Genomic DNA, 12,151 nt, shown 5'->3' with positions numbered 1-12,151 from the left:
CTCGGCGGTGCTGGTCAAGGGCCTGCCCCGGATAACCCGCTACCGCGCCGGGGCGTCGCGGTTCAGCATCGTCGACCCGTCGGGCAACACCATCATCTTCATCCAGCGGGATGAGCCCAAGGACCTGGAGTACGGCGGGTCGAAGGAGCTTGAAGGGTTGGCCCGGGTGCTCGACAACGCGCGGATCCTGCGCGAGTTCACGATGGACGACCGGGCGGCCTACCGGGCGCTCGACTCGGGGATGCGCCGCCGTGCCGAGGACGCGCCGGTGGTCGAGCAGGCGATGGCGCTGGCCCTCCGGGGGCGTCTCGCCTCAGCGATGTCGGTGTCGCCCGGATCCGTCAGGGCCGCAGCCTGGTGTCCTCATCGAGGACAACCTCGGCCAGCCGCTCCGGGAACATGCGACGCACGCTCGGGGAGTATGCGCTCCCGTCGCCGGGCTGTGTGACGCGATCGCCGTCCACCCGCACGGGTGTGGAGACGCCGGAGACGACCCCGGCTCCCGATGCTGATTCGCAGTGCGCCCAGGCAAACGACGAAGAGCCCTCTCGCCCCAGCAGTCGGACCTCGCAGGTGCCGGGTCCGCCCAGCAGCTCGGCGGGGAGGAGCGTCGCGAGACGCTCCTCCTCAGCCCGCACGTCAGCCGCGTTCCGGTCAGGTAGTGGGTACGGCGGCTCGGAGCAGCCGGTGAGCAGCCCGATCGCCAGACCGAGCCAGACGGCGTGTCGGCGAATCACCTCTGCAGCATCCCATCCGGTGGTTCTGAGACGCCATCACCGTCAGCCTGCGGATCGGGCGCTCGGGCCGTGACCGACCGGGCGTTCGCGGCCGCCAATCTGTCCCGGCGCGTCACGATCGAGATCCCGGACATCGCCACCGGCGCCGACCACGTTCGGCACGGGTTCGGCATCGCGCTGCTGCCTCGCTTCGCCGTCGCCGACGACCACGGTGTGCGGCTGACCGTCACCGGCGCCGACCTGAACTGGACGCCGTCCCTGGCCACCCCGGTGGGCCGCCCGGTTGGGCCGCCGGCCGTGCGCTGATTGACCTGGCCGCCGAGTTTCTACCCTGATAGGCCGAAGGTTCGCTTCGCCCTATGCTACCTCCGCGCATATGTCTGTTCATTCCACGCAACGGCACAAAATTACCGCTTTAGGGTAAGGACGACGGGCGCGCCTAACTTCTCCGATAACTTTCGAAGGAGAGGAAAATTCGTATTCCTCCCTTCGGGTGCATAAGGAGTCAGTGATGAAGCGCAGTGTCGCATTCGCGGCAGCCCTCCTGGCAGGTCTGACCAGCATCGGATCGATCCCCGGGACCGCCTTCGCCGATGGCGGTGGCCCTGGGTACCACGACGACCGCAAGGGGGGTGATCACCACCACGGCGACGAGGGCGCGGTCTTCGTCCAGACCAACAAGGCCGAGGGCAACACCATCAAGGTGTACGACCGCGACGAGGACGGCCGTCTCACCAAGGCGGGTGAGTACGAGACCGGCGGGCTGGGCGGCTTCACCATCGGCGCGCCGCTCGACGCGCTGGCCTCGCAGGGTTCCCTGACCTACCACAAGGGGCTGCTGTTCGCGGTGAACGCCGGCAGCAACACCGTGACGGTCTTCCGGGTCGAGGGCACCAGGCTGCACAAGCTCCAGGTGATCTGGTCCGGCGGTCTGCTGCCGGTCAGCGTCGCGGCCCGGGGTGATCTCGTCTACGTCCTCAACGCCGGTGGCGAGGGGTCGGTGCAGGGCTTCGAGCTGCACAAGGGGCGGCTGTCCCGGATCGAGGACGCCAACCGGTCGCTCGGGCTGCACAACGGCAACCCGCCCGCGTTCGGGACCGCCCCGGCCCAGGTCAAGATCGACCCGGAGAGCGAGTTCGTGCTGGTGTCGACCAAGGGCGCGAACGTCATGTTCAGCTACGAGATCGGTCGCCACGGCGAGCTGTCCCGCAACCCGGTCATCAGCGACGCGGGAAACACCCCGTTCGGCTTCACCTTCGACACGAAGGACTCGCTGCTGGTCACCGAGTCGGGCGCGAACGCGGTCAGCCGGTTCGAGTTGGAGGACGACGGCGCGCTCGACCAGGTCGGGCCGTCAGTGCCCAACGGCCAGCAGGCGACGTGCTGGATCCAGCGCGTCGGCGAGTACTTCTTCGTCGCCAACGCCGGCACCTCCACCATCAGCTCCTACCGGGTCAACGACGACGGCAAGCTGGAACTGGTCAAGGCGGTCGCCGCCGACACCGGCGGCGGGTCGATCGACATGACCACCAGCGACGGCTTCCTATACGTGCAGAACGCCACCGCCGGCAACGTGCAGGGCTACGAGGTGGGCAGGGACGGCTCGCTGAAGCTCGTCACCACCGTGGAGGGCCTGCCGAAGTTCACCGACGGCATCGGCATGGAGGGCATCGCCGCCTCCTGAGCGCACCACCCGCTGGTCCCGGTCGTTCCTCGGCCGGGGCCAGCTCCGTTTGGTCGCCGGCCGACGCGTCGCGCTGCGGCGGCGGAGTCGCGACTACGAGGCCAGCCGCTCGCGCGCCGCGCGAGCTGGCCGGGGGAGCTCGGCACCGCCCTCCGACGTGTTGATCTCCGACCAGACAGCGTCGAGGGAGAGGCCCAGGACGTCGGCGATCGCCGCGATGGTCGGGAAGGCGGGGGTGGCTATCCGGCCGGACTCGATCTTTCGGAGGGTTTCCGGCGAGACGCCCGCGTCCAGCGCGGTGAGGAGCATCGAACGCTCTCCGCGGGCTCGACGCAAGAGGGCGCCGAGGCGCTGTCCGCGTTCGACCTCTGCGGGAGTGAGCGGCAACCTGACCATGCCCCGATTCTAGTACCGGGATAATATGGCCGGGATACTTATTGGTCCGCGAGGAAGGCGCTGCATGATCGAGATCCTGAGCCCCACCGACGTGCTGCGCGCGAAGGACACCGGCGCGCTGGTCGCTGGCATCCTGCAGACGCTGAAGAGTCGCTGCGTGGTCGGCACCAACCTCCTCGACATCGACCGGTGGGCGCAGGCCATGATCGTCGAGGCTGATGCGCAATCCTGCTACGTCGACTACGAGCCGTCCTTCGGGCGCGGGCCGTTCGGCCACTACATCTGTACGTCGGTAAATGACGCCGTGCTGCACGGGTTGCCGTACGACTACGCGCTCGCCGACGGCGATCTGCTCTCGCTCGACCTCGCCGTCTCCCAGGGCGGGGTCGTCGCCGACTCCGCCATCAGCTTCGTCGTGGGCGACGCGCGACCTCCGGAGAGCCTCGCGCTGATCGAGGCGACCGAGCGCGCCTTGGCCGCGGGGATCGCCGCGGCCGGCCCCGGCGTTCCCATCGGCGACATCTCCCACGCGATCGGCTCGGTCCTCAGCGCGGCCGGATATTCGATCAACACCGAGTTCGGTGGCCATGGCGTCGGGTCGACGATGCACCAGGACCCGCACGTCTCCAACACGGGACGGCCCGGCCGCGGATACCGGCTGCGCCCAGGGCTGCTGTTGGCGCTGGAGCCCTGGGTCATGGCGGACACCGCCACGCTCGTCACCGACGCCGACGGCTGGACCTTGCGCAGCGTGACCGGCTGCCGGACGGCGCACAGCGAGCACACCATCGCCATCACCGACGACGGCGCGGACGTGCTCACCCGGCCCACGTCCTGACCCCGACGCCACGACCACGGTGGACGGTTACCGGCCACCGACGGGGCACGTCCCTCCGTGGCACCCTGCCGGGTCGCGTTCAGAATGAACCGATCGGTCATATTTTCCGTGATGACGGTCAGGGGCACCCACCAGAGTCGCGGAGGCACGATGTCAATGGTTCGAACTGGTCCGGTCATCGGCCTGCTCGTGCAGATCGTCCTGCTGGGGGTGCTCGCGGAGACGGTCGGCCTGGGCGCGGCGGGCTGGGTGGCCGGGCTGGCGTACGGGGTGGCCCTGTGCGCCCTGCTCAGCCGGGGGATGTCCCGCTCGGGCGCGCGCGCGCTGAGCCCGGCCGACCGGGTGACCCTGAGCCGGGCGATCCTCGTCGGCGGCGTGACGGCTCTGGCCGCCGACTCGTTCGGCCGATCGGCGCCGGTCACCCTGATGGTCGTCCTCACCAGTGTGGCGTTGGTCCTCGACGCCGTGGACGGCTACACGGCCCGACGCACCGGGACCACCAGCGAGCTCGGCGCGCGCTTCGACATGGAGATCGACTCCTTCTTGGTCCTGGTGCTCTGCCTGCACGTGGCCCCCGCCGTGGGTGGTTGGGTGCTCGTGATCGGCGCGATGCGGTACGTCTTCGTCGCTGCGAGTTGGGTGTTGGGCTGGATGCGCGGATCCCTGCCGCCGCGCTACTGGCGCAAGGTCGTCGCCGCCATCCAGGGCGTGGTGCTGACGGTGGCGATGGGCGACGCGCTACCCGGGCCCATGACGACCATCGTGCTGGTGGCGTCGTTGGCGCTGCTGGTCGAGTCGTTCGGGCGGGACGTCGCGTGGCTCTGGACGACCCGGCACCTCCGCCACACCGTCAGCCACGACACCCCGGCCGCGCTGGCCCAGGAGGCAAGCAGCCCGGTGAGCCACAGCACCCCGAGCGCCCGAGTGGGGCTGGTCGGGCTCGGCTCGGGCAAGACCGATGGACTGTCCTGGCCGGAACGTCGGACGGTCGCCGTGGTCCGACGCGGGATCGCCCGCGTCTGAGCCGCCCCGGCGACCACACCATCAGTGATCATGGAAGGATGCCCGGGTTGTCGCTCATGACGCGCGTACGTCAGCTGCCGAGCCAGGGACGGAGGGCGATGAGGGACGAGCTCTCGGGCGGCACCGCCGACAGCACCGACGTCGAGGTTCGGCCGAAACGCTCCAGCGTGGCCCGGCTGACGACCGTGCTGGCCACGCTGCTCGTGCTGCTCGTGCTCACCGTGCCGTACGACTTCGGCCGGCTCAGCCCGGCGGGGTTCGTCCGGATCCCCCTGGAGGCGCTGCTGGTCGTGGCCCTGCTACTCGCCCTGCCGTCGCGTGGCAGCCGGCTGGTCGCGACGCTCGCCGGCGTGGCCCTCGGCCTGCTCGGCCTGTTGAAGCTGCTCGACCTGGGTTTCTCCGCCTCGCTGAGCCGGGCGTTCGATCCGGTGCTCGACTGGGCGCTGCTCGACGAGGGGTTCGCCTTCCTCAGCGAGTCCTACGGTCGGCCCGCCGCCATCGGTGCCGCGATCACCCTGGCGGTGGTGGCGGTGGGCCTGCCCGTGCTGGTCACGCTGTCGATGCGGCGACTGCGGCGGCTGTTGGTCCGGCACCGCACCGGGACCACCCGGATCGTCGCCGCGCTGGTGGTCGTCTGGGTGGCCTGCGCGGCGTTCAACGTGCGGGTGACCGAGGGCGTCACGGTCGCCGACACGTCCGCGACCACCCTGGCCAACGGCCACGGCTTCCAGGTGCGCCTGCGGCTCGACGACCGGGAGACGTTCGGTGCCCTGATCGAGGCCGACAGGTTCGGCGACACCCCGGGTGACCAGCTACTGACCGCGCTGCGCGGCAAGAACGTGGTCGTCGCCTTCGTGGAGAGCTACGGCCGGGACGCCGTCGAGGACCCGGAGTTCGCGCCGCAGGTCGGTGCGGTCCTCGACCGCGGCACCAGCGAGCTGGGCGCGGCAGGGTTCGCCGCGCAGAGCGGCTTCCTCACCTCACCGACCTTCGGCGGCGGCAGCTGGCTCGCACACGACACGCTGCTCTCCGGGCTCTGGATCGACAACGACCAGCGACACCGCACCCTGCTGGCCAGTGACCGGATGACCCTCAACGGCGCCTTCCGACGGGCCAACTGGCAGACCGTGGGCGTGATGCCCGCCGTCACCAGGGCGTGGCCGGAGGGCTCCTTCTTCGGCTACGACCGGTTCTACAACGCCAAGACTCTGGCGTACGGCGGCCCGAAGTTCAGCTTCGGCACCCCGCCGGACCAGTACACGCTGGCCAGCTGGCAGCGGCTGGAGCAGGCGAAGCGCGACGGCAACGTGATGACCGAGCTGGCGCTGGTGTCGAGTCACGCACCCTGGACGCCCGTCCCGCCGCTGCTGGACTGGGCCGACGTCGGCGACGGCACGGTCTACCGCGGGGCCGACGATGGCAAGTCCGACGACCGACGCCGGAACACCACCCAGATCCGGGCGGACTACCGGAAGTCCATCGAGTACACCCTCGGCGCGCTCATCTCCTACGTGCAGACCTACGGAGACGACGACCTCGTGTTCATCTTCCTCGGCGACCACCAACCCGCCGCTGTCGTCACCGGCGAGAACGCCAGCCACGACGTACCCATCTCGATCGTCACCCGGGACCGGGCCGTGTTGGACCGGATCTCCGGGTGGGGTTGGCAGGACGGGTTGAAACCCGGGCCGCAGGCCCCGGTCTGGCGGATGGACGCCTTCCGGGACCGGTTCCTGACCGCCTTCGGGCCGTAACCCCGGCCACCTCTCACGGACTGGACCCAGACAGATGACGGCTGTCACCAATGCCCGGATCGCCGCGCTCCGCACCGACCCGGCCCTGTCCCTGCTGCACCGGTCGCTGGGCGTCTACTACGGCGATCCCGAACGGGACGCGCGGATGGACGCCTTCTACTCCCGCTTCGTCAACAGCGGTGACCTCGTCTTCGACATCGGCTCCCACGTGGGCGACCACATCGGCAGCTTCCGTCGCCTCGGCGCCCGGGTCGTCGCGGTGGAGCCGCAACCGCTGTGCCTGCGCGCCCTGCGGGCGATCTACGCCGACGACGACCAGGTGACGCTGGTCGACGCCGCCTGCGGCGCGCTCCCCGGGCGCACCCGGTTGCACGTCAACTCCGCCAACCCCACCGTGTCGACCGCCTCGCCCGACTTCGTGCGGGCGGCGGAGGGCGCGGGCGGGTGGGAGGGCCAGGTGTGGGACGCCGACATCGAGGTCCCGGTGGTCACCGTCGACGCGCTGATCGAGACGTACGGCGTGCCGACCTTCGCCAAGATCGACGTGGAGGGCTTCGAGGACGAGGTGCTGGCCGGCCTGAGCCGCCCACTGCCCGCGCTCTCGTTCGAGTTCACCACCATCGCGCGCGCGGTCGCCTACCGGTGTCTCGATCGCCTGACCGAGCTGGGCTTCGACGGCTTCGACGTCGCGCTGGGCGACGACAAGTCGATGACCTTCCAGCGCTGGATGACCGCGGCCGACATGGCAGCGCACGTCGCCGAACTGCCGCACGCCGCGAACTCCGGCGACGTGTACTGCGTGTCCCGCGAGGTGGCCATGACGAGACCGTGCCAGCTCGCGGCGAGCATGTCGAAGACGGTCCCTCACGGCGTACCCGACCGCGTACTCTCCCCTGGTGGACCTGGATGATCTTCCGCTGGCCGAGTTCGCGTTTCCGGGGCCGCTGCGGGACAAGCTGGTGGGCGCGATCCTGGCCGGGGCGAAGACCTCGACGACCGGCCTGTTGATCGGGTACGAGTGCGCGAACGAGCCGCTACCCGAGGTGGGTCAGCTGTCCGCCGTGGTGGACTCCGCGGGTCGGCGGGTCGCGGCCATCGAGCTGACCGACGTACGGGTGGTCCGGCTCGCCGACGTCGACCTGGCACACGCCCTGGCCGAGGGCGAGGGCGACGAGTCGGTGGCCCAGTGGCGCGCGGGACACGAGGCGTTTCTGGCGCAGCGCGGAGGTACGCGTCGAACTGGGCGACCCCGACTTCACCGTGGACGACGACACCCTGGTGGTCACCGAACGCTTCCGCCTGGTGCACGTCGTCTGAGGTCCACGTCGATCCGAGGAGTGAAGGCGAGTCGATCATGGAGTCGTGGTGCCCGAAATGGCGCTCGGCGGTTAGTTTGTCGCCCACCACAACTCCATGATCGGCGAGGTTCAGGCGGAGTCGTCAGGATCTCAGCGCCGTGGCTGGCCTTCGTAACCTTGGTCCGCCAGACTGCGCGGTATGGGTGATCGTTCGCGCCGGTGGGCGTGGCTCGGGGTGCTCGTGATCGGGTTGATCCTGTACATGGCGGTGCTGCGGACCCTCGTCAGCACCCAGAATCCGAATTTCGTACCAGCGCTGATCCTCCTCGGCGCGACGCTGGTGCCGCTGACGTTCCTGACGTTCGCGCAGGCCCGCACCGGGCGGTGGCAGGTGCCGGCGTCGGTGTTGGTGACGTCGGCGTTCTTCGGTGGTGTGATCGGCACGGTGGTCGCCGGCACCCTGGAGTACGACACCCTGCGCGGCCTCGGCACCCTGCCGATGCTGTTCGTGGCGCTGATCGAGGAGTCGGCGAAGCTGATCGTCCCGGTGGTGCTGCTGTTCACGGTGGTGGCCCAGCACCGACGACGGGTGCCCTCGGACGGGCTGATCATCGGTGTCGCCGCCGGCATGGGGTTCGCCGCGTTGGAGACGATGGGTTACGCCTTCAGCGCGTTGTTGAGTTCGCAGGGCAACATCGGCGCGGTGGAGCAGACGCTGTTCATCCGTGGTCTGACGGCGCCCGCCGGTCACACCGCCTGGACGGGGCTCACCGCTGGCGCGCTCTGGGCGTTGTTGGCGAGCCCGAGCGTCGGCCGGCTCTTCGGGTTCATCGGCACGTTCCTGGGTGTCGTCGTCCTGCACACCCTCTGGGACACGTTCTCCGGATCACTGGTCTTCGTCGTGTTGGCGATCATCAGCCTCGGCTGGCTGTTCTGGGAGCTGCGCCGCTACCGCACCTTCGGCGAGCAGGGCGTCGGTCAACTCCAGCCGAGCTGACCACCGCGATACACCACGCCTTCCCCGGCCTGCGCGAAAAGGGCCGGGGAAGGCGTCTCTCTGCTGATCTCGCTGCGACCGGGCTGGCACCTCGTCTACTGTCAGGCTGTTCACATTTGGTGTGATTAGTCGGGAAGGTGCGGCGATGGGGGTGCGGAGCTGGTTCGAGGGCTGGCCGGTCTACCGCCAGCTCACCGGCACCGACCCGCTCGGCCGGGGTGCCGCGGCCAAGTCTGACGGATCCCGGGCGCTCACCGCCCGCACCGATACCGCCGACTCGATGGCCCGGTCCATCTGCCCGTACTGCGCTGTCGGGTGTGGTCAGCGGGTGTTCGTGAAGGACGGGCAGGTTACTCAGATCGAGGGTGACCCGGACAGCCCGATCTCGCGGGGTCGGCTCTGTCCGAAGGGGGCCGCCAGTAAGAGCCTGGTCACCAGCCCGTTGCGGCAGACGAAGGTCCGCTATCGGCGGCCGTACGGCACCGAGTGGGAGGACCTCGACCTCGACACGGCGATGAACATGATCGCCGATCGGGTGCTGGCCGCCCGGGACGAGACCTGGGAGGACGTCGACGACGAGGGCCGACCGCTCAACCGGACGTTGGGTATCTCCAGTCTGGGTGGGGCGACGCTGGACAACGAGGAGAACTACCTCATCAAGAAGTTGTTCACCGCGATGGGGGCGCTCCAGATCGAGAACCAGGCCCGTATTTGACACTCCGCCACCGTCCCCGGTCTGGGGACCAGCTTCGGTCGCGGCGGCGCCACCCAGTACCAGCAGGACCTGTCGAATTCCGACATGATCGTCATTCAGGGTTCGAACATGGCTGAGGCGCACCCGGTGGGTTTCCAGTGGGTGATGGAGGCCAAGCGCCGGGGTGCGAAGGTCTTCCACGTCGATCCGCGGTTCACCCGGACCAGCGCGCTGGCTGACGCGTACCTGCCGATCCGGGCGGGTACGGACATCGCGCTGCTCGGCGGAGTGATCCGCTACATCCTCGACAACGAGCTGGACTTCCGGGAGTACGTCGTCGCCTACACGAACGCGGCCACGATCGTGACCGAGGACTACCGCGACACCGAGGATCTGCACGGGCTCTTCTCCGGCTTCAAGGAGGAGAACGCCTCCTACGACCAGACCAGCTGGCAGTACAACGGTGACGAGTCCAACGGCTCCAAGCACGACACCGAGACGCAGCGGGAAACCGCCGCCGGGTTGGAGCACGAGTCGCACGGCGCGCCGGTGAACGGGCAGACCGAGCGGGACGAGACGTTGCAGCACCCCCGCTGCGTCTACCAGATCCTCAAACGGCACTACGCGCGCTACACGCCGGAGATGGTGGAGCGGGTCTGCGGCATCCCGCAGGACAAGTTCCTCGAACTGGCCGAGGCGTGGGCGGCGAACTCGGGCCGGGAACGGACGAGCATGCTCGTCTACTCGGTGGGGTGGACGCAGCACAGCGTGGGTGTGCAGTACATCCGCACCGGCGCGATCATCCAACTGCTGCTGGGCAACATGGGTCGCCCCGGCGGCGGGGTCATGGCGCTGCGGGGGCACGCCAGCATCCAGGGCTCCACCGACATCCCGACACTGTTCAACCTGCTGCCCGGTTACCTGCCGATGCCGCACCACGCCGACCACCCCACCTTGGACGAGTGGGTGGACAGCATCCGGCACCCCGGTCAGAAGGGCTTCTGGGGCAACGCCCGCGCCTACGGGGTGAACCTGCTCAAGGCGTACTGGGGGGACGCGGCCACCGCCGAGAACGACTACTGCTACGGGTACATGCCGCGGATGACCGGTGACCACGGTACGTACCAGCAGGTGCTCAACATGATCGACGGGAAGATCAAGGGGTACTTCCTGCTCGGGCAGAACCCGGCCGTCGGGTCGGCGCACGGCCGCGCCCAGCGGCTGGGCATGGCCAACCTGGACTGGCTGGTGGTCCGCGACCTGTTCATGATCGAGAGCGCCACGTTCTGGCAGAACGCACCGGAGATCGAGACGGGCGAGATTTCGCCCGAGCAGTGCCGCACCGAGGTGTTCTTCCTGCCGGCCGCCTCCCACGTGGAGAAGGAGGGCACGTTCACCCAGACCCAGCGGCTGTTGCAGTGGCGGGAGAAGGCCGTCGAGCCACCGGGCGACGCCCGCTCCGAGCTGTGGTTCTTCTACCACCTCGGCCGCATCATCCGGGAACGGCTGGCGCAGTCGACCCGGCAGCGCGATCGGGCGCTGCTCGACCTGAACTGGAACTACCCGACGCATGGCCCGAACGCCGAGCCGAGCGCCGAGGCGGTGCTGTACGAGATCAACGGGTACGACGTGACCAGCGGCCGTCCGCTGTCGAGCTACACCGAGATGAAGGATGACGGCTCCACCGCCGGCGGCTGCTGGATCTACACCGGCGTGTACGCCGACGGCGTCAACCAGGCCGCCCGCCGCAAACCCGGCGCGGAGCAGTCCCTGGTCGCCCTGGAGTGGGGCTGGGCCTGGCCGTCGAACCGGCGCATCCTCTACAACCGGGCCTCCGCGGACCCGGAGGGCAGACCGTGGAGCGAGCGCAAGAAGTACGTCTGGTGGGACCCGGACCAGGGTGAGTGGACCGGTTACGACGTGCCCGACTTCGAGAAGAACAAGCCGCCGACGTACCGGCCCCCGCCCAACACCTCGGGTGTGGCGGGCATCGCCGGCGACGACCCGTTCATCCTTCAGGGCGACGGCAAGGGCTGGCTGTACGCGCCCAGCGGCGTCCTGGACGGCCCGCTTCCCACCCACTACGAGCCGGTCGAGTCGCCGGTGCGCAACCCGCTCTACCGGCAGCAGGCCAACCCGACCCGCAAGGTCTACACGCACCCGATCAACACGGTGAACCCGAGCCCGCCGGAGGAGCACAGCGAGGTCTTCCCGTACGTGTTCACGGTCAGCCGGCTCACCGAGCACCACACCGCCGGTGGGATGAGCCGGACCGTGTCGCCGCTGGCCGAGTTGCAGCCCGAGATGTTCGTCGAGGTGTCGCCGGAGTTGGCGGCGCTGCGGGGGTTGAGTCACCTGGGCTGGGCCCACCTGGTCACCAGCCGCGCGGCCGTCGAGGCGAAGGTGCTGGTCACCGACCGCGTCACGCCGCTGCGCGTGGATGGCCGGGTCATCCACCAGGTCTGGCTGCCGTACCACTTCGGCTACGAGGGCCTGGTGACCGGCGACTCGGCGAACGACCTGTTCGGCATCACCCTCGACCCCAACGTCCTGATTCAGGAGAGCAAGGTCGGCACGTGCGACGTCCGGCCCGGACGACGCCCCAGAGGACAGGATCTGTTGGACCTCGTCGTCGACTACCGGCGGCGGTCGGGGGACCTCGTCCACCGTTACCCACCGATGGTCACGACCGACGTCGCCGACAGCAGCAGCGACCAGGAGGCCTGACCG

At 69.3% G+C, this 12,151-nt stretch carries 9 protein-coding genes and 2 pseudogenes; 10 read left to right on the top strand and 1 reads right to left on the bottom strand.

What is annotated here, in order from left to right:
* Positions 1-7 precede the first annotated feature (7 nt).
* From ACIBF8_RS11110 to ACIBF8_RS11100, 3 genes are all read left to right on the top strand, one after another.
* Positions 8-448, top strand: a complete 441-nt coding sequence (locus ACIBF8_RS11110; protein WP_396782378.1) for a hypothetical protein — start codon at positions 8-10, stop codon at positions 446-448.
* 274 nt (positions 449-722) lie between these two features.
* Positions 723-1,043 (top strand): LysR substrate-binding domain-containing protein, encoded by a 321-nt coding sequence (locus ACIBF8_RS11105; protein ID WP_396782377.1) that lies wholly within the window; start codon positions 723-725, stop codon positions 1,041-1,043.
* A 205-nt stretch (positions 1,044-1,248) separates the two neighbouring features.
* Complete coding sequence (locus ACIBF8_RS11100) at positions 1,249-2,421, top strand: lactonase family protein (protein WP_396782376.1); 1,173 nt, start codon at positions 1,249-1,251, stop codon at positions 2,419-2,421.
* Positions 2,422-2,514: 93 nt separating this feature from the next.
* On the opposite strand, the gene ACIBF8_RS11095 is transcribed toward ACIBF8_RS11100, so the two are convergent.
* Positions 2,515-2,817 carry a helix-turn-helix domain-containing protein gene (locus ACIBF8_RS11095; RefSeq protein WP_396782375.1) on the bottom strand — a complete coding sequence of 101 codons (303 nt, stop codon included), beginning with the start codon at positions 2,815-2,817 and terminating at the stop codon, positions 2,515-2,517.
* A 64-nt stretch (positions 2,818-2,881) separates the two neighbouring features.
* Between ACIBF8_RS11095 and map the strand changes: the two genes are divergently transcribed.
* The 7 genes and pseudogenes from map to fdh all read left to right on the top strand — a co-directional run bounded on the left by map (position 2,882) and on the right by fdh (position 12,148).
* Positions 2,882-3,655, top strand: coding sequence for a type I methionyl aminopeptidase (gene map / locus ACIBF8_RS11090; protein ID WP_396782374.1), 774 nt, complete (start codon positions 2,882-2,884; stop codon positions 3,653-3,655).
* Between the two features lie 150 nt (positions 3,656-3,805).
* Entirely contained in the window at positions 3,806-4,678 is an 873-nt protein-coding gene (locus tag ACIBF8_RS11085) for a CDP-alcohol phosphatidyltransferase family protein (protein WP_396782373.1), read from the top strand.
* Between the two features lie 98 nt (positions 4,679-4,776).
* Positions 4,777-6,432, top strand: coding sequence for a sulfatase-like hydrolase/transferase (locus ACIBF8_RS11080; protein WP_396782371.1), 1,656 nt, complete (start codon positions 4,777-4,779; stop codon positions 6,430-6,432).
* A gap of 34 nt (positions 6,433-6,466) precedes the next feature.
* A pseudogene (locus ACIBF8_RS11075) lies at positions 6,467-7,231 on the top strand (FkbM family methyltransferase); the annotation flags it as partial.
* 97 nt (positions 7,232-7,328) lie between these two features.
* A pseudogene (locus ACIBF8_RS11070) lies at positions 7,329-7,749 on the top strand (ASCH domain-containing protein).
* 180 nt (positions 7,750-7,929) lie between these two features.
* Positions 7,930-8,727: a PrsW family intramembrane metalloprotease gene (locus ACIBF8_RS11065; protein ID WP_396782369.1), complete on the top strand. Its 798-nt coding sequence runs from the start codon at positions 7,930-7,932 to the stop codon at positions 8,725-8,727.
* A gap of 145 nt (positions 8,728-8,872) precedes the next feature.
* Complete coding sequence (fdh, locus tag ACIBF8_RS11060; protein ID WP_396782367.1) at positions 8,873-12,148, top strand: formate dehydrogenase; 3,276 nt, start codon at positions 8,873-8,875, stop codon at positions 12,146-12,148.
* Positions 12,149-12,151 lie beyond the last annotated feature (3 nt).

The sequence above is a fragment of the Micromonospora sp. NPDC050276 genome (assembly GCF_044459545.1).
GTDB lineage: Bacteria > Actinomycetota > Actinomycetes > Mycobacteriales > Micromonosporaceae > Micromonospora.
This window is presented reverse-complemented; position numbering and strand designations above follow the sequence as displayed.

Bases quoted from the DNA above. Each gene is read 5' to 3' on its own strand.
- ACIBF8_RS11100 (WP_396782376.1), top strand. From the start codon at position 1,249: ATGAAGCGCAGTGTCGCATTCGCGGCAGCCCTCCTGGCAGGTCTGACC.
- ACIBF8_RS11095 (WP_396782375.1), bottom strand. From the start codon at position 2,817: ATGGTCAGGTTGCCGCTCACTCCCGCAGAGGTCGAACGCGGACAGCGC.
- map (WP_396782374.1), top strand. From the start codon at position 2,882: ATGATCGAGATCCTGAGCCCCACCGACGTGCTGCGCGCGAAGGACACC.
- ACIBF8_RS11085 (WP_396782373.1), top strand. From the start codon at position 3,806: ATGTCAATGGTTCGAACTGGTCCGGTCATCGGCCTGCTCGTGCAGATC.
- ACIBF8_RS11080 (WP_396782371.1), top strand. From the start codon at position 4,777: ATGAGGGACGAGCTCTCGGGCGGCACCGCCGACAGCACCGACGTCGAG.
- ACIBF8_RS11065 (WP_396782369.1), top strand. From the start codon at position 7,930: ATGGGTGATCGTTCGCGCCGGTGGGCGTGGCTCGGGGTGCTCGTGATC.